This window comes from Streptomyces sp. NPDC051104, assembly GCF_040682835.1.
GTDB classification, from domain to species: domain Bacteria; phylum Actinomycetota; class Actinomycetes; order Streptomycetales; family Streptomycetaceae; genus Streptomyces; species Streptomyces cynarae.
Map to the genome: position 1 here is coordinate 22,074 of NZ_JBFBBS010000001.1, position 16,857 is coordinate 38,930.

Genomic DNA, 16,857 nt, shown 5'->3' on the forward strand with positions numbered 1-16,857 from the left:
CGAGGGCGCCCCCTGCCGTTGCGGCGGGGGGCGCCCTCTGTGTGCGGCTCCCGAACGGGTCTCGAGCGGCGCTCAGTTCGCGCCGGTGACGTACTGACGCATACCCGGGACGGTCAGCGTTCCACCGAACTGGCCCGCCTGGGTCACCTTCACGTTGGTGAAGTAGATCAGCGGGATGTTCAGCGGCGGCGGGTTGTCCGGGCTGAACGTGACCGGGATCAGGCCGAGCAGGTTGCCGGAGATGCTCTCCGTGTACATCACCGTCTTGCCGCCGGTGATGGTGGACTTCGATCCCTTGGCGGCCTGAACGTGGTACGTCACGCCGTTGGGGCCGTCGACCAGCTGGTGCAGGTCGCCGATCTCGGTGCCGTCGGAGATGACGTACTTCAGGACCCTCTTGACGGTGCCGCTCGCGGTGCGCACCTTGACGACGCCCTGGTAGTCGGCGCCCTTGAGCAGCAGCGAGCTGGCTTCCAGGTGCCACGGCTTGTCCGGCAGGGCCAAGATCTTCTCGAGGCCGCCCTCGTCGCCGGTCGCCGCCGGGCAGTCCTCGGCGGACGTGCTGGAGCTCGGGGACGGGCTCGCCGCCGCGGACTCGGCCGCCCTCACGGTGTCGCCCGCCGCCTTGGTCGCCTCGGAGGCCGCCTTCGTCGCCGTGTCCGTCGCGCCCTTCACGGTGCCCTTGACCGTGCCGGTGACCTTCCCGGTCGTGTCCTTGACGGTGTCGGACAGGTCCTTCGGCGCGTCGGTGCCCTTCGTGGCGGACGCCGAGGCCGAGGGGGACGGCGTGGCGGAGGGGCTCGCGGACGAGCCGGAACCGGATCCGGAGCCGCCGGTGAGGACGCCCGTGATGGCGTCGCCGATCGTCTCCAGCAGGTTCCCGCCGCTCGCGGAGGCCGACGGGCTCGGCGTGGACGCACCGCCGCCGGAGGACGTACCGGACGTGCTCTTGGACGGCGTGGGCTCGGCCTTGTCGTCGGAACCTGAATCCGACGAAGAGGTCTTGCCCGACGTGGTGTCCGACGCCTTCCCCGAACTCCCCTGCGGGGACGCCGAGGACGTCGGCTCCGGCGTGTCGGCGGACTTCGAGGGGCTCGCCGAAGCGGATGACGACGGCGACGGCGAGGACGAGGCGTCCTTGGAGTCGTCCAGGGCCTCCACGCACTTCTGGTACTCGTCGACCGTCAGGCTCTTGGACGACGGCGTGTGGTCGGCGGCACGGGCGAGCGTCGGCGTGAGCCCCATCCCCATGAGGACCGCCGTCGGCATCGCCGCCAGGGCTATCGCTTTTCCGGCCGGCATGTGGAACCTGGTGAACAGCGGCTTCCTGGGGGCCGCGTGGCGCGGCCCGGGTCTCACACGGGACGCGTCCGCGTCAGCCCCGTGAGTCACCTCGTCAGCCGGCACTGTGCCTCCTGTTCGCCCCGTTGGCCGGGCTCGTTCCTGACAGATCGTTCGGCAGACCCGCACCGTCGAGGGCCTGGGGGGCGCCCCCCTCGCCCATGCCGACCTCCTGCGCCTGCGCCTCGGGCGGCGCGCCCGGCGCCCACGCCACGGCCATCGCCCCGCCGATGAGGGCGAACAGGAAGCCGACGACGAAGCCGCCGAAGTTGGACACCGGGATGGACACCAGCGCCAGCAGGATCGCCGCGACACCCGCGAAGACCCGTACGTGCTGCTGGAACCACAGGGTCAAGCCCAGGACGACGAGGAGCACGCCGATGATCAGGGACCCGGCTCCCGCGGTGGTCGCCATCGCCACCGTCAGCGCACCGATCTTTATGTGCGCATACGGGAAGTACATGATCGGGAAGCCGCCGAACAGGACGAAGAGTCCGGCCCAGAACGGACGGGCGCCCCGCCAGTCGCGGAAGCGCTGCCGGAAGACGCGGAGATAGTGCTCGTTCTGCGCGGGCGACTCGGCGTTCATCGAATAGCTCCCTGGAGCGGTGTTGCTGTGGTGAGGGGAGGTGCTGCGGTGGGGGTGGGCCGGGGGACGAGGGCAGAGAGACGACGGGCGGGGGAGACCGGTGGCTCCCTCGCCCGTCACCGACTGCCTAGTAGCACTCGATTCCCTCGCCGCTGCCCCACTGCAGTCCCATGTGCAGGTTGGCGAGCTTGAACGTGCCGGCGGTGGTCGCCCACGCCGTCTGGTGCACGTCGGTCAGCACGGCCTTGTCGGCCTGCTGGGCGAACCCGTAGGGGCTCGTCCTCTGCTGCTGGACCTCGTCGGCCTTGGGCTTCGGGCCCTTGGTGACGCTCCCGGCCGCGACGCCGATGTCGATGTTGCTGAACTCGGCCTGAGTCGAGTCGAGGTCGGCGACGTCGATGTAGAGCTGTTCCGCCTCGACGTCCTTGCCCTTGTCACCCGCGGTCAGCTTCAGGGTGACCGACTTGTTCAAGAACGGGATCGGGGTGACCACGGACTGGCACATCTTGGTGATGGTGGCGTGGTTGAACGCCGAGATCGCCACCGGGTGTGCCTGGTCCTTGCCGTCGAGGCCCTTGCCGGTGTCGAGCGCGCCGTACTGGGTGAAGCCGGTGCCGACCAGCTGGCCCGCGCTCACCTTGAAGTCCTGCCCCGACACGCTGAACGACGCGGCGAGAGCGCCCTGCGCGAGGGCGACACCTATTGCTGCTGTCGCGGCCACGCTGGGCACCATGACCACAGCGAACCGCTTCCATCTGGTCCCGCCACGCACCTGGGACTCCATATTTCCTCCTTCTCGGACGTACATCTCCTGATCCCGGCTCGCTGCCGGTCGGCGGCTTGGCCGGGCAGGGATGGGAGAAGTGCTACGTCCTCGGGAAGGAGAGCGCCCGCGCTCGGAGGCGCGAACCGCGCCCCAATCACCGGCGATCACCCCCGAGCGACAACCACTGGTCGCGCCTGACACGCATCACGCACAACCTCCGGACAGGCTCCGCCGCGGCGGAGACCCCCCTGTCCAGGAGCCGACGCCACTGCCGCCGGCTCCTGCCCGGTGGGGACCCACGAAAAACCGTTGCCCCGGCTGGGTGTCGGGTACGGCGATGGACCGAGCGTGGCCGATCGTGGTGCATTCTCGCCGCCCCCGCAAGGGGGTTCGTTACTCACTAGTAACGGCCGGATAACCGCCCGACGACCGCCCGGCATCGCCCGGCAACTCTTCGTGGCGCAAAGGGAGATGATGAAACGGTTGAAGAGCGGACAGAACCCGACAGAACAACGGGCCCGCCTTACTCGCAGTAACAGCGGTCGCGATTACCAAGATTTGGTAAAGCGCGACCGCCGTCAACCTCTGTCGGTAAATCTTTCACCCGGGCATCACAACTCCGGGCGTTTAGCGACTGGTCAGAACAAGGCCCTCGCGAGCGCCCTCCGCGCCGCCGTCACACGCGGGTCGTCGGCGCCCACCACCTCGAAGAGTTCCAGCAGCCGCAGCCGTGCGGCGTCCCGGTCGTCCCCCGCCGTGCGCCGCACCGTCTCGATGAGCCGCCCGAACGCGTCCTCCACGTGTCCGCCCACCAGATCCAGGTCGGCCGCGGCGATCTGTGCCGCCACATCACCGGGCTTCTCCGCGGCCTCCTTGCGCACCTGCTGCGGGTCGGCCCCCTGCACCCGCTGCAGCAACTCGGCCTGGGAAAGGCCCAGTTTGGCCTCCGTGTTGCCCGGGTCGTCGCTCAGCACGTTCTTGTACGCCTGGATCGCGCCGCCCAAGTCGCCCGCGTCCAGCGCCTCTACGGCCGCTTCGAGCGCCGCGTCGTAAGGGCCCGCCGGGGCCTGAGGGGCCTGAGGGGCCTGCTGGGCGCCGCCCGGCTCGGCGTCGGGGTCGACGGTCAGACCGGTCAGGCCGAAGCGCTGCTCGGCGACCTGGACGAGCTGGTCGAGGGTCGCGCGGATCTGCTGTTCGGGGGCGGCACCCTGGAAGAGGGGCAGCGCCTGCCCGGCGACGACGGCGAAGACGGCCGGGATCCCCTGGATGCCGAACTGCTGCATCAGCATCTGGTTGGCGTCGACGTCGATCTTGGCGAGCACGAACCGGCCGTTGTACTCGACGGCCAGCCGCTCCAGGACCGGGCTCAGCTGCTTGCAGGGCTGGCACCACTCGGCCCAGAAGTCGATGACGACGGGCACCTCGGTGGACCGCTGCAGGACGTCGCTCTCGAACCCCGCCTCATCGACGTCGATGACGAGGTCGGCCGGGGAGACCGCCCCTCCCCCGCCCTGCCGGGCGGCTTCGGCGCGCGCCTGCTCCGCCTTCGCCTTCGCCTCCTGGGCTGCCTTCACCGCGGCGAGGTCGACGACTCCGCTCATGGACATGTTCCGTGGCTGCATGAGTACATCCTCCCCCTTCCGTACGCCGCTGTGAAAAGCATGGTCAAAGCCGTGCCCGGGACAGTGCCCGGCGGGTCGTGCTCCGCGGCCGGGTCCCCACCCGGCGCCAGTGGTCGTCGCTCGCGAACACGGCACGCGCGGTGCGCGCGGACGCTTTCGCTACGAGTCGTAGCGTAACTGCCTCCGGGGGTGGCTGTGACCAGTCCGCCGGTGATCTCCCTCACCACTTCTCACGACGCACAGATATCGCCATCGACGGGGCCGGATATGGTCACTGACATGCAGAGCAGCCCGTCCGCCGCCCGACCGGGGCGCCCCCGCAGCGCCGCCGCGGACGCCGCGATCCTGCAGGCGACGCGCGAGGCGCTGGTCGAGCTGGGCTGGTCGAAGCTCACGCTGGGAGACGTGGCGACACGGGCGGGGGTTGCGAAGACGACCCTCTACCGCCGCTGGGCGGGCAAGAACGAACTCGTGGTCGACGCGGTGGCCGAACTCTTCGACGAGCTCGAGCTGCCGGACCGGGGCAGCCTGGCCGCGGACATCGAGGGTGTGGTGCTGCAGTTCGCGGCGATCCTGGACCGCCCGGAGGCCAAGAGCGGCCTGATGGCGGTGGTGGCGGAGTCCACCCGGGACGACGCCCTGCGCGAACGCATCCGCGCCTCCATCGTCGACCGCCAGAAACGCCTGGTCCTGGCGGGCCGCGCCCGCGCGACGGCCCGCGGCGAGCTGCCCCCCGAGACCCACCCGGAGGAGGCGGCCCGCACGGCCGACCTGATCTTCGACATGGTGGCGGGCGCGGTGGTCCACCGCACCCTGGTGAGCGCCCGCCCGGCGGACGAGGAGTGGGTGCGGAGCTTCACCCGAGTCCTGTTGCTGGGGCTGACCGCCAACAGCCCGTCCGGAGGTCCCCCCCGCTCGAAGAACTCGGGGGAGTTCGAGGACGAGGCCCTTCAGGCCGACACGGGGGTCCGGGGGCGGAGCCCCAGGGGAGGGGAAGGGTAGGGGCGGGGCCGAAACCGAGCAGGCGCCACCCCCGCCCACCGCGCCTAGTGCCCCGGCAGGCAACGTTCGCCCGTCAAGGAGCGGCGTCCGGTGCGTGCTCTGGGGGTACCCCCTGCTCGAAGAGCTTGGGGGAGTGCCGGCCGGAAGCCCTCGTACTGGATGTGCTTGGGCTTTCGGCCGGTGCGGCGAGTGGGGGTCCCCCCTGCTCGAAGAGCTTGGGGGTGGGGGTCCCCCTGCTCGAGCGAAGCCGAGAGCTTGGGGGAGTGCCGGGCGTCGCGACGGGGCGAACGTTGCCTGTTGCGGCACTAGAACCCGGCCGGCTCCGTGTACACCCCCCACTCGTCCCGCAGCGCCCCGCAGATCTCGCCGAGCGTCGCCTCCGCGCGTACGGCGTTCAGCATCGGCTCGATCATGTTGGAGCCGTCGCGCGCCGCAGCCAGCATCCCGTCCAGAGCGGAACGGACCGCCGCCTCGTCCCGCGCCGCCCGCCGGGCGCCCAGCACCCGCACCTGCTCCCGCTCCACCTCATGGCTGACCCGCAGGATCTCCAGGTCCCCGGTGACCGACCCGGTGTGGACGTTCACGCCCACCACCTTCTTGTCGCCCTTCTCCAGCGCCTGCTGGTACCGGAACGCGGACTCCGCGATCTCCCCGGTGAACCACCCGTCCTCGATGCCCCGCAGGATCCCGGACGTCATCGGCCCGATCGGGTGCTGCCCGTCGGGGTGCGCCCGCAGCCCCCGCTCCTTGATCTGCTCGAAGATCTTCTCCGCGTCCGCCTCGATCCGGTCCGTCAGCTGCTCCACGAACCACGAACCGCCCAGCGGATCGGCCACGTTGGCGACCCCGGTCTCCTCCATCAGCACCTGCTGGGTCCGCAGTGCGATCTCCGCCGCCTGCTCCGACGGCAGCGCCAGCGTCTCGTCCAGGGCGTTGGTGTGCAGCGAGTTGGTGCCGCCGAGCACCGCCGCCAGCGCCTCCACCGCCGTACGCACCACGTTGTTGTACGGCTGCTGCGCGGTCAGCGAGACCCCGGCCGTCTGCGTGTGGAAGCGCAGCCACTGCGCCTTCTCGCTCGTCGCCCCGTACACGTCCCGCATCCAGCGCGCCCAGATGCGCCGCGCCGCGCGGAACTTGGCGATCTCCTCGAAGAAATCGACGTGCGCGTCGAAGAAGAAGGACAGCCCCGGCGCGAACACGTTCACATCCAGCCCGCGGCTGAGCCCCAGCTCCACGTACCCGAACCCGTCGGCGAGCGTGTACGCCAGCTCCTGCGCGGCCGTCGCGCCCGCCTCCCGGATGTGGTAGCCGGAGACGGACAGCGGCTTGTAGGCGGGGATGCGGGACGCGCAGTGCTCCATCAGGTCGCCGATGAGGCGCAGATGCGGCTCGGGCTGGAAGAGCCACTCCTTCTGGGCGATGTACTCCTTGAAGATGTCGGTCTGGAGCGTGCCGTTGAGCAGGGAGGGGTCCACGCCCTGGCGCTCGGCGGCGACCAGGTACATGCAGAAGACGGGGACCGCCGGCCCGCTGATCGTCATCGAGGTGGTGACGTCACCGAGGGGGATGTCCTTGAACAGGACCTCCATGTCCGCGGCCGAGTCGATAGCGACGCCGCAGTGCCCGACTTCGCCGAGCGAACGCGGGTCGTCGGAGTCGCGGCCCATGAGGGTCGGCATGTCGAAGGCGACGCTCAGGCCTCCGCCGCCGGCGTCCAGGATCATCTTGTAGCGCTCGTTGGTCTGCTCGGCGTTGCCGAACCCGGCGAACTGGCGGATGGTCCAGGTCCGCCCCCGGTAACCGGTCGGGTACAGGCCGCGGGTGAAGGGGTACTCACCGGGCCAGCCGATCCGCTCGAAACCCTCGTACGTGTCTCCGGACCGTGGTCCGTACACAGGCTCCACGGGATCGCCGGAGAGCGTCGTGAAATCGGCCTCGCGCTTGCGTGAGGCGTCGTACCGGGCCTGCCAGCGTCGGCGGCCCTCCTCGATGGCGTCAGCGTCCATACCCTCGAATTTACTAGGACGTCCAAGTAAATGTCGACGGCAGACCGCCGCACGGCTCCGTACGGCGGTGTCCGCTACGCCTTCGCGACCGCGGGAGCGTCCTCCGCGATCCTCGACTCGAGCTCGTGGGTGACCTTGCGCTCCACGAAGAAGGCGGCCGTCGGGATCGTCCCCGCGAGCAGGACCCACAGCTGCTTGCCGACCGGCCACTTGGCCTTCGAGCCCAGGTCGAAGGCGAAGACCAGGTAGATGACGTACAGCCAGCCGTGGGCGATGCCGATGACGCGGGTGAAGTCGGCGGCGCCGTTCACGTCGAGGATGTACTTGGCGATGACACCGAGGGTCAGCAGGACCAGCAGCACACCGGTGACGTAGGCCATCACGCGGTAGCGGGTCAGCACGCTCTTTTTCATGGCTACGAGCGTAACTGCCGGTTTGCGTCGATCTTCCGGCACCCCCGGCGCCGTACGACCGCCGGTCAGCCCTCCTTGAAGTCCCCGGCGGCCATGCGAAGCGGACGCAGCATCGCGAAGATCTCGGCGCACTCCTCCGCGTCGTAGCAGCCGAGCCCGAAGTCCATCGCCATCAGGTCCCGGGTGGCCGCGTCGCAGACCTCGCGGCCCTTGTCCGTGATGGAGGCGAGGGTGCCGCGGCCGTCGTTGGGGTTGGGCCGCTTGGCGACCAGGCCCGACCTGAGCAGGCGGTCCACGGTGTTGGTGACCGACGTGGGGTGCACCATGAGCCGCTCGCCGATCTTGGACATGGGCAGCTCGCCCGCCTTGGAGAAGGTGAGCAGTACCAGCGCCTCGTAGCGCGCGAAGGTCAGTCCGTACGGTTTCACCACCGCGTCGACCTCGGCCAGCAGGATCTGCTGCGCCCTCATGATCGAGGTGATCGCGGCCATGGACGGCACGTTTCCCCACCGCTGCTTCCAGTGCTCGTCGGCGCGGGCGATGGGGTCGAAGGACAGACTGAGGGGCTTCGGCACGCCATCGACCTTACCGGCCGGTCACATGCTGGTCAGCCCCGTCTCGCTTTTCGGTCCACGGGCTGTCGCCGGGCGCACACTGGAAGCAGGAGGCAGGAGGGGGGACGAACCGAACGCGGAGGTCAGCCATGAGCACCCTCGAAGAACACGTGGATGTGGGAGTCCCGATCGACACGGCCTGGGAGAGCCTGCACCGGGTGGAGAATTATCCGCGCTTCGTGGACGGACTGCGGGACGCCCGTACGGAGGCGGGCGGCCGGGCGCATCTGGACGTCGAGGCGGGCGGCCGGGCCCGGGAGATCGAGGCGGAGGTCTCCGACCGCGGCGGGGAACGCGTGATGGAGTGGCGCACCAAGGGCGAGCCCGAGCTGAAGGGCTCCTTCTCACTGCAGTCGATCGACAGGGACCACACCCGGGTACAGGCGCGGCTCGCATACGACCCGGGTGCGGTCAGGGAGACGTTCGGCGGCCCGAGGGGCTTCGCCCAGGCGAGCGCCATCGAACGGCTGGTGCGCAGCGATCTGGAGCACTTCAAGGAATACGTGGAGCAGGAGAGCTGAGCGGAGAGCCGCCGGCTCGGTCCCGCAGTGCGGGCGTGAAGAAAACCCCGGCCCTGGGGCCGGGGTTGCGCTTTCCGTCGTCGGGCGGCGGCGCCTCACCCGCCGGCCAGATGCCGCTCCACCGTCTCCACCTTGGAGGTGAGGCCGCCCGTCACGCCCGGACGGACGTCCGCCTTGAGGACCAGGGAGACACGCGGCGCCCGCTCCTGGACCACCGCGACGGCGCGCTTCACCACGTCCATCACCTCGTCCCACTCCCCCTCGATCGAGGTGAACATGGCGTCGGTGCGGTTCGGCAGACCGGATTCCCGTACGACCCGGACGGCGTCGGCGACGTACTCCCCCACGTCCTCGCCGACGCCCAGCGGCGTCACGGAGAAGGCGACGATCACGCGTTCACGACCCCTTCCTTGCGGGCGCGGGCCGCGATGACGGCGTCCTCGGCCTCGCGGCGCAGCTTGCGCTCGGCGAAGAAGCCGCCGGTCGGCAGCACCGAGAGGACGAAGTAGACGGCGGCGGTCTTCAGCGGCCACTTGGTGCGGTTCCAGGCGTCCGCCCAGAAGATCACGTACAGGATGAACAGGACTCCGTGGATCGAGCCCATCACGGGCACGGCGTTGAAGTCGGTGGTGCGCTTCAGTACCGAGCAGACGAGCAGCAGCAGGAAGGAGACGGCCTCGGGGGCCGAGACCAGGCGGAGCCGGCGGAGGGCGGTGGCGGTCTTTATGTCCACGGGTCACCTTCGGTGGGAGGTTCGTCCGGAAGGGGCGGGCGCTTTGTGAACGCACGCACAAGCGCCCGCCCATTGTGACATCCGGGACGCGGCGGGCCGGGCACGGGGGTACGGGGTGTCGGCGACACGCCGACTCATCCCTTACCCGACCGCCGGATACCCCTAGGGGTGGGCTCAGGGTGCGGATCCACCTTCGGGCTCTGTCCGCCGCACCCACCCGGCCGTTACCTTTCGCTCCGTGGCGATGTTCCGACTCCAAGGCAGCAAGGTGCTGGCCGTCGACATGACCGGGGACGGCGTGAAGGCGAAGAACGGCTCCATGGTCGCGTACGACGGCCAGATGACCTTCAAGAAGCTCACCGGCGGCGGTGAGGGGATCCGGGGGATGGTGACCCGGCGGCTCACCGGCGAGCAGATGACCGTGATGGAGGTGAAGGGGCACGGGACGTGCTGGTTCGCGGACCGGGCCTCCGAGATCAACCTCGTCAGCCTCCAGGGGGACAAGCTGTTCGTCGAGTCGAGCAACCTCCTCGCGACGGACGCCGGCCTGCGCACGGGCACGACGTTCACCGGCCTGCGCGGCGCCTCGCAGGGCAACGGCCTCTTCACGACGACGGTCGAGGGCCACGGCCAGGCGGCGATCATGTCGGACGGCCCGGCGGTGGTGCTGCGGGTCAGCGCGCAGTACCCGCTGACCGTCGACCCGGGCGCGTACGTCGCGCACCAGGGGAACCTGCGGCAGTCGTTCCAGTCGGGCGTGACGTTCCGCACATTCCTCGGCGAGGGCGGCGGTGAGGCCTTCCAGATCCGCTTCGAGGGGGACGGACTGGTGTACGTGCAGCCCAGCGAGCGCAACACGATCGCGGGGGACCTCTGACATGGCCTTCCGCGAAGTGAACTCCAAGATGATCGAGGCGACGGTGATCCCCGGGCAGCGGCTGTTCAGCCAGCGCGGCGCGATGCTCGCCTACAAGGGCGACGTCTCCTTCACCCCCAACATCCAGGGTGGCCAGGGCGGGGTCATGTCGATGATCGGCCGCCGCATCGCCAACGAGGCGACGCCGCTGATGACGGTCGAGGGCAGCGGCACGGTGCTGTTCGGGCACGGCGGCCACCACATCCAGGTGATCAACCTGACCGGCGACACGCTGTACGTCGAGGCGGACCGGCTGCTCGCCTTCGAGGGCACCCTCCAGCAGGGCACGATGTTCATGGGCTCCCAGGGCGGTGTCATGGGGCTGGTGCGGGGCCAGGTCACCGGCCAGGGCCTGTTCACGACCACCCTGACGGGGCACGGCGCGGTCGCCGTCATGGCGCACGGCGGCGTCTTCGAGGTGCCGGTCACCCCGCAGCGCCCGGTCCACGTCGACCCCCAGGCGTATGTCGCGCACCACGGTGACGTGCGGAACAAGCTGTCCACCGCGCTCGGCTGGCGCGACATGGTGGGCCGCGGCTCCGGCGAGGCGTTCCAACTGGAGCTGAGCGGCAGTGGTGTGGTGTACGTGCAGGCGTCGGAGGAGAAGCTGTGACCACCTACCCGGGCGCGGGGCCCGTCGTGTACGACCCGATGACGCTGCCGGCCGACGACAACGTCAACAAGTACACCTTCTGCGTGGAGCTCAAGGGGAGCCAGTGGTTCCTGCAGAAGGGCAAGATGATCGCCTACTACGGCTCGATGGAGTTCAACGGCATCGGGCACGGCCGTCTGGACCGTCTCGTCCGTACGTCGTTCCATTCGCCACTGCACGCCAGCGACTGGGTGGTGGCGGAGGGCTCGGGCAAGATGCTGCTCGCGGACCGGGCCTTCGACGTGAATTCGTTCGACCTCGAGGATGGCAATCTGACCATTCGCTCGGGCAACCTGCTCGCTTTTCAGCCAAGTCTGTCGCTGAAGCAGTCGATCATTCCGGGGTTCCTCACGCTCATCGGAACCGGGAAGTTCGTGGCCGCGTCCAACGGTCCGGTGGTGTTCATGGAACCCCCGATCCGGGTGGACCCGCAGGCTCTGGTCGGCTGGGCCGACTGCCCGTCGCCGTGCCACCACTACGACCATGGGTATCTCAGGGGCGTATGGGGCGGTCTACGTGCGATGACGGGGCTCGGCGGGGCCTCCGGCGAGGAGCACCAGTTCGAGTTCGTCGGGGCGGGCACGGTGCTGCTGCAGTCCTCGGAGACGCTGATGGCCGAGCAGGACACGGGGGTGGTCCCGCAGGAGCCCGGCGTGCCGGGCGGCGGTGGGGTACCCGGCCACCAGGGGCAGCCGGGGACACCGCGTCTTCCCGGACAGCTGGGGGACCTCCAGCGTCGCTTCGGGCTGTGAGCGGTAGTCTGCGGAGTGTGACGTCGAACGCGTGCGCACAGTCACACCACCCTCACTAGTTCGCCTTTCAACTTTTTAGGTAGACTTCATTCATGGAGACCGAGACGGCCACGCGCTGGCTGACGGATGCGGAACAGTGCGCCTGGCGCACCCACCTGGAGGTCAACAAGCTGCTGACCTACCAGCTGGAAAGGGATCTGCAGCCGTTCGGCCTGACGATGAACGACTACGAGATCCTGGTGAACCTCTCGGAGTCGGAGGGCCTGCGAATGCGGATGAGCGACCTCGCGGCCGCCACCCTCCAGTCCAAGAGCCGCCTCTCGCACCAGATCACCCGTATGGAGAACGCAGACCTGGTACGCCGGGAGAACTGCGAGTCCGACCGCCGGGGTCTGTACGCGGTCCTGACGGACCACGGCATGGAGACGATGAAGAAGGTCGCGCCACACCACGTGGCGTCCGTGCGGCGCCACTTCATCGACCTGCTGCCCCCGGACGACCTGGAACACCTCCACAAGTCCCTGCGACCCGTCGCGGAACATCTGCGGGGGCAGCGGGGCAAGCCGTAGCGCTGCGCTGGGTGGAGCCGTAGGGGGCGCGCGTCAGTGCTCGTCTGCGGGCCCGTTCTGGCTGGTCGCGCAGTTCCCCGCGCCCCTTCGGGCGCGGGGACAGCCACCGCCGGCCAAGCCCGCAGCAGCCACTGTGACCGCCCCCGGCACCGCGAAGCACCACCCGAGCGGCAGATGCCCCAACAACGCCCCCACCGCTGCGGAGCCGGCCGAGATGCCGCCGTTCACGGCCATGTTCACCCGGGCACCCGCCTGGGTGCGGAACCCCGGAGGGGACGACTCGTCCGCGAGCAGGTACGACGTCGTCAGGGCCGGGGCGATGAACAGGCCCGCGCAGATCACCGTCACCGTGAGGGCGCCGAGGCACGGTGCGAGCCCCGCCGCCGCCACCGCCAGGCCCAGACCCGCGCCCAGCAGCGGCAGGCGCACCCGAGCGCTCCCCCGCCACTCGACCGCCCCGTTCAGCAGCCCGCCGACCGCGCTGCCCGCGGACAGTGCCGCGAGCACCCAGGCCACCACGTCGTCGCCATACCCACGCTGCTCGGCGAACGCCATGACCAGGAGGTCCAGCGCACCGACGGCCAGTCCGGCGCCAGCGGCCACGAGCACCGGCTGCGCCAGTCCCCGCACACCCCGCAGCTGCCCGTGCATCGGGCGCGCCGGTGTCCCCGCGGGCGGCCGCGCACGCGCCATCCCCGGGGAGGTGACGAAGGCGATCGTCCCGGCCGTCACCAACAGCGCGCTCAGCGCCACTCCGGCCGCCAGTGGCGCATACCGGACCGCCGTGCCGACCAGCAGCGGGCCCGCGACGAACGTCAGCTCCTCGACCACGGCATCCAGTCCGTACGCCCGCTGCACCAGCCGGCTGTCGTCGAAGAGGGCGCTCCACACGGCCCGCACGGTGGGCCCGAGCGGAGGCGGAAAGACCCCGGCGGCGGTGCCCAGGGCGCCCAGCAGCAGCGCCGGGGCACCGGGCCGCCGGCCGCCGCGAGCAGGCTCAGGACGCAGGCGTACAGCAGGGCCATCGACAGGAGCGCCCGCCGGGGCCCGTAGCGGTCGACGAACGCCGCCCTCAGCGGTGACGCAGGACCGTCGTGGCCCCGAACAGCGCCAGGACCGTCCCGGCCACGCCGTACGACCCGCTCGCCCGGGTCACGGCGAGCATCACGGAGAGGGGAGCCGTCCCGTACGACAGCCGTGCCACCAGGGCGAGGGTGCGGCGGACGTGCGGGGCACGGAGAACGGCGGCGTAGGAGGGCCGCACGGAAGCAGCGGAAGGAGGCGCAGACACGCGGAAGTTCCTCGGCTCGAGGCGATGAAGCAACGCCGGAATGCCGCGACGACCAGAGCGACTGCTGCTCGTCGATCGCGGTCCTGGGCGGGTCCTAGGCCAAGAGGCGGAACATGCGGATCAAGGTATCAACGCACCCGAGTGCGGACCACACACTTTTCCGTCAGCCCTGCGTAAGCCCCGCCACCAGTTCGTCCGCCGCCCGGTACGGGTCCAGCTGCCCCGCCACGATCCGTTCCGCCAGGGCGCTCAGGCGGCGGTCGCCGTGGAGGTCGCCGATGCGTTCCCTCAGGGCCGTCACGGCGATCGTCTCGACCTCGTGGGCCGCGCGGGACAGCCGGCGCTCCGCCAGGACGCCCCGCTCCTCCATCCACGCCCGGTGCTTCTCCAGTGCCTCCACGACCTCGTCGACGCCCTCGGCGCGGGCCGCGACCGTCTTCACGATCGGCGGGCGCCAGTCGCCGGGGGCCCGCGACTCGCCCAGGCCCAGCATGTGGTTCAGCTCGCGCGCGGTGGCGTCCGCGCCGTCCCGGTCGGCCTTGTTGACGACGTACACGTCACCGATCTCGAGGATGCCCGCCTTCGCGGCCTGGATGCCGTCCCCCATCCCGGGGGCCAGCAGGACGACCGAGGTGTCCGCCTGGGAGGCGATCTCGACCTCCGACTGGCCGACACCGACCGTCTCCACCAAAATCACGTCGCAGCCCGCCGCGTCCAGGACCCGGATCGCCTGCGGAGCGGCCCACGCCAGGCCGCCCAGGTGGCCGCGCGTGGCCATCGAGCGGATGTACACGCCGGGGTCGGAGGCGTGCTCCGACATCCGGACCCGGTCGCCGAGCAGCGCGCCGCCCGAGAAGGGCGAGGACGGGTCGACGGCGAGCACGCCGACCCGCTTGCCCTGCTTGCGGTACGCGGTCACGAGCGCCGACGTGGACGTGGACTTGCCGACGCCCGGCGACCCCGTGAGGCCCACCACGTATGCGTTGCCCGTCAGCGGGGCCAGCGCCGCCATGACCTCCCTGAGCTGCGGGGACGCCCCCTCCACCAGGGAGATCAGCCGGGCCACGGCCCGCGGCCGGCCTTCCCTGGCCTGGGCCACCAGCGAGGAGACGTCCTGCATCACAGCTCCGTTCACGCGTTCACGCAAAGAGGTCGGTTCGAGGGTGCTCAGGCCTTGGGTACCCGCACGATCAGCGCGTCACCCTGGCCGCCGCCCCCGCACAGCGCCGCCGCGCCCACGCCGCCACCGCGCCGCTTCAGCTCCAGGGCGAGGTGCAGGACGAGCCGGGCGCCGGACATCCCGATCGGGTGACCCAGGGCAATGGCACCGCCATTGACATTCACCTTTTCGGTGGAAACCCCAAGGTCCTTCATTGACTGCACGGCCACCGCCGCGAAGGCCTCGTTGATCTCGATCAGGTCGAGGTCGGCGACCTCCAGGCCCTCCTTCTTCAGGGCGTGCAGGACCGCGTTCGACGGCTGCGACTGCAGGGAGTTGTCCGGCCCCGCCACGTTGCCGTGGGCGCCGATCTCCGCGATCCAGTCCAGGCCCAGCTCCTGCGCCTTGGCCTTGCTCATCACGACCACGGCCGCCGCACCGTCCGAGATCTGTGAGGAGGAGCCGGCCGTGATCGTGCCGTCCTTGCTGAACGCCGGCCGCAGCTTGCCCAGCGACTCCACCGTCGTGTCGCCGCGGATCCCCTCGTCCTTGGCGAAGACGACCGGCTCGCCCTTTCGCTGCGGGATCTCGATCGGGGTGATCTCCGCCTCGAAGACGCCGTTCTTCTGGGCGGCGGCGGCCCGCTGGTGGGAGAGGGCCGCGATCTCGTCCTGCTCCTGGCGGGCGATGCCGAGACGGGTGTTGTGCTTCTCGGTCGACTCGCCCATGGCGACGCCCTCGAAGGAGTCGGTCAACCCGTCGTACGCCATCGCGTCCAGCATCTGGACCGCACCGTACTTGAAGCCCTCGCGGGACTTCGGCAGCAGGTGGGGGGCGTTGGTCATGGACTCCTGGCCGCCCGCGACCACCACGTCGAACTCACCCGCACGGATCAACTGGTCCGCAAGGGCGATCGCGTCGAGGCCCGACAGACACACCTTGTTGATCGTCAGGGCCGGGACGCTCATCGGGATGCCCGCCTTGACCGCGGCCTGACGTGCCGGGATCTGCCCAGCCCCGGCCTGCAGCACCTGGCCCATGATGACGTACTGCACCTGGTCGCCACCGATCCCCGCACGGTCGAGGGCGGCCTTGATCGCGAAGCCGCCGAGGTCGGCTCCGGAGAAGGACTTCAGCGAGCCGAGCAGCCGCCCCATCGGGGTGCGCGCACCCGCGACGATGACGCTGGTCGTGCTGTTCGTTCCAGACATGAGCTGCGATCCCCTTACCGGCCTGCACAGCCGAGGAGTGAACGAGGGTTTACTTCGAATGTACTGAGCGGTAGGGCAAACCGTCACCGGGCTGTCAGTGTGATCGCGCGCACGTTGCGTAACCACCCGAGGAGCGCTGCACTGAATCCATGCTGACGCGTATCGACCACATCGGAATCGCCTGTTTCGACCTCGAGAAGACCGTCGAGTTCTACACCTCGACGTACGGCTTCTCCGTGTTCCACACCGAGGTCAACGAGGAGCAGGGTGTCCGCGAAGCCATGCTGAAGATCAACGACACGGACGACGGAGGCGCCTCCTACCTGCAGCTGCTCGAACCCATCCGCGAGGACTCCACCGTCGCCAAGTGGCTCGCGAAGAACGGCGAGGGCGTGCACCACATCGCCTTCGGCACGGCGGACGTGGACGGCGACTCCGCCGAGATCAGGGACAAGGGCGTGCGGGTGCTGTACGAGGAGCCGCGACGCGGTTCCATGGGCTCGCGGATCACCTTCCTGCATCCCAAGGACTGCCACGGCGTTCTCACAGAACTGGTCACATCGGCGGCCGTTGAGACACCTGAGCACTGACTCCCGTACATAGGGGCCGGTAGGGTTGGGGGCGGTCGCCGCTCCACCAGGGCGACCGGGTCCCGCCGTGACACCGGCGGGACGTGCCGGGGTCCGGGTTTCGGGGGACG

The 16,857-nt window shown here is 70.0% G+C and carries 20 protein-coding genes; 7 read left to right on the plus strand and 13 right to left on the minus strand.

Going from position 1 to position 16,857, the window contains the following annotated elements:
• Positions 1-72: 72 nt before the first annotated feature.
• The 4 genes from AB0N14_RS00090 to AB0N14_RS00105 form a co-directional block, all read right to left on the minus strand.
• Complete coding sequence (locus AB0N14_RS00090; protein ID WP_366023473.1) at positions 73-1,407, minus strand: hypothetical protein; 1,335 nt, start codon at positions 1,405-1,407, stop codon at positions 73-75.
• Positions 1,397-1,930, minus strand: a complete 534-nt coding sequence (locus AB0N14_RS00095) for a DUF6114 domain-containing protein (protein WP_366023474.1) — start codon at positions 1,928-1,930, stop codon at positions 1,397-1,399. Before AB0N14_RS00095 ends, AB0N14_RS00090 begins: the two co-directional genes overlap by 11 nt.
• A gap of 127 nt (positions 1,931-2,057) precedes the next feature.
• Positions 2,058-2,714 carry a DUF6230 family protein gene (locus tag AB0N14_RS00100; RefSeq protein WP_366023475.1) on the minus strand — a complete coding sequence of 219 codons (657 nt, stop codon included), beginning with the start codon at positions 2,712-2,714 and terminating at the stop codon, positions 2,058-2,060.
• 620 nt (positions 2,715-3,334) lie between these two features.
• Positions 3,335-4,318 (minus strand): tetratricopeptide repeat protein, encoded by a 984-nt coding sequence (locus tag AB0N14_RS00105; protein ID WP_366023476.1) that lies wholly within the window; start codon positions 4,316-4,318, stop codon positions 3,335-3,337.
• A gap of 279 nt (positions 4,319-4,597) precedes the next feature.
• On the opposite strand from AB0N14_RS00105, the gene AB0N14_RS00110 reads away from it, so the two are divergent.
• Positions 4,598-5,320, plus strand: a complete 723-nt coding sequence (locus AB0N14_RS00110) for a TetR/AcrR family transcriptional regulator (RefSeq protein ID WP_366023477.1) — start codon at positions 4,598-4,600, stop codon at positions 5,318-5,320.
• 305 nt (positions 5,321-5,625) lie between these two features.
• Here AB0N14_RS00110 and AB0N14_RS00115 read toward each other — a convergent pair whose 3' ends face one another.
• From AB0N14_RS00115 to AB0N14_RS00125, 3 genes are all read right to left on the minus strand, one after another.
• Positions 5,626-7,326 (minus strand): methylmalonyl-CoA mutase family protein, encoded by a 1,701-nt coding sequence (locus AB0N14_RS00115; protein ID WP_366023478.1) that lies wholly within the window; start codon positions 7,324-7,326, stop codon positions 5,626-5,628.
• A 74-nt stretch (positions 7,327-7,400) separates the two neighbouring features.
• Entirely contained in the window at positions 7,401-7,739 is a 339-nt protein-coding gene (locus AB0N14_RS00120) for a DUF3817 domain-containing protein (protein ID WP_366023479.1), read from the minus strand.
• A 65-nt stretch (positions 7,740-7,804) separates the two neighbouring features.
• The gene (locus tag AB0N14_RS00125; protein ID WP_366023480.1) at positions 7,805-8,314 is read right to left on the minus strand and encodes a MarR family transcriptional regulator; all 510 of its coding nucleotides are present in this window, start codon (positions 8,312-8,314) and stop codon (positions 7,805-7,807) included.
• 128 nt (positions 8,315-8,442) lie between these two features.
• Between AB0N14_RS00125 and AB0N14_RS00130 the strand changes: the two genes are divergently transcribed.
• Positions 8,443-8,874 carry an SRPBCC family protein gene (locus tag AB0N14_RS00130; RefSeq protein WP_366023481.1) on the plus strand — a complete coding sequence of 144 codons (432 nt, stop codon included), beginning with the start codon at positions 8,443-8,445 and terminating at the stop codon, positions 8,872-8,874.
• Between the two features lie 95 nt (positions 8,875-8,969).
• On the opposite strand, the gene AB0N14_RS00135 is transcribed toward AB0N14_RS00130, so the two are convergent.
• Complete coding sequence (locus AB0N14_RS00135; RefSeq protein WP_366023482.1) at positions 8,970-9,266, minus strand: MTH1187 family thiamine-binding protein; 297 nt, start codon at positions 9,264-9,266, stop codon at positions 8,970-8,972.
• Complete coding sequence (locus tag AB0N14_RS00140; protein ID WP_103838634.1) at positions 9,263-9,607, minus strand: DUF3817 domain-containing protein; 345 nt, start codon at positions 9,605-9,607, stop codon at positions 9,263-9,265. Before AB0N14_RS00140 ends, AB0N14_RS00135 begins: the two co-directional genes overlap by 4 nt.
• A gap of 244 nt (positions 9,608-9,851) precedes the next feature.
• Between AB0N14_RS00140 and AB0N14_RS00145 the strand changes: the two genes are divergently transcribed.
• The 4 genes from AB0N14_RS00145 (at position 9,852) to AB0N14_RS00160 (ending at position 12,496) form a co-directional block, all read left to right on the plus strand.
• On the plus strand, positions 9,852-10,484 hold the full coding sequence (locus AB0N14_RS00145) for an AIM24 family protein (RefSeq protein ID WP_200419462.1): 633 nt from the start codon (positions 9,852-9,854) through the stop codon (positions 10,482-10,484).
• Between the two features lies 1 nt (position 10,485).
• The gene (locus AB0N14_RS00150) at positions 10,486-11,136 is read left to right on the plus strand and encodes an AIM24 family protein (protein WP_366023483.1); all 651 of its coding nucleotides are present in this window, start codon (positions 10,486-10,488) and stop codon (positions 11,134-11,136) included.
• The gene (locus AB0N14_RS00155; protein ID WP_366023484.1) at positions 11,133-11,927 is read left to right on the plus strand and encodes an AIM24 family protein; all 795 of its coding nucleotides are present in this window, start codon (positions 11,133-11,135) and stop codon (positions 11,925-11,927) included. The genes AB0N14_RS00150 and AB0N14_RS00155 overlap by 4 nt, the downstream gene beginning before the upstream one ends.
• Positions 11,928-12,019: 92 nt before the next feature.
• A complete protein-coding gene (locus tag AB0N14_RS00160; protein ID WP_366023485.1) occupies positions 12,020-12,496 on the plus strand; it encodes a MarR family transcriptional regulator in 477 nt (158 codons plus the stop codon).
• Positions 12,497-12,529: 33 nt separating this feature from the next.
• Here the strand turns inward: AB0N14_RS00160 and AB0N14_RS00165 are convergent, their stop codons facing one another.
• The 4 genes from AB0N14_RS00165 to AB0N14_RS00180 form a co-directional block, all read right to left on the minus strand.
• The gene (locus AB0N14_RS00165) at positions 12,530-13,387 is read right to left on the minus strand and encodes a hypothetical protein (RefSeq protein WP_366023486.1); all 858 of its coding nucleotides are present in this window, start codon (positions 13,385-13,387) and stop codon (positions 12,530-12,532) included.
• Between the two features lie 181 nt (positions 13,388-13,568).
• Positions 13,569-13,787: a hypothetical protein gene (locus AB0N14_RS00170; protein WP_366023487.1), complete on the minus strand. Its 219-nt coding sequence runs from the start codon at positions 13,785-13,787 to the stop codon at positions 13,569-13,571.
• A gap of 163 nt (positions 13,788-13,950) precedes the next feature.
• Positions 13,951-14,907, minus strand: coding sequence for a methylmalonyl Co-A mutase-associated GTPase MeaB (gene meaB / locus AB0N14_RS00175; protein ID WP_366024217.1), 957 nt, complete (start codon positions 14,905-14,907; stop codon positions 13,951-13,953).
• 47 nt (positions 14,908-14,954) lie between these two features.
• On the minus strand, positions 14,955-16,157 hold the full coding sequence (locus AB0N14_RS00180) for an acetyl-CoA C-acetyltransferase (RefSeq protein WP_366023488.1): 1,203 nt from the start codon (positions 16,155-16,157) through the stop codon (positions 14,955-14,957).
• A gap of 149 nt (positions 16,158-16,306) precedes the next feature.
• Here AB0N14_RS00180 and mce point away from each other — a divergent pair, with 149 nt between their 5' ends.
• Entirely contained in the window at positions 16,307-16,747 is a 441-nt protein-coding gene (mce, locus tag AB0N14_RS00185; protein WP_366023489.1) for a methylmalonyl-CoA epimerase, read from the plus strand.
• Positions 16,748-16,857 lie beyond the last annotated feature (110 nt).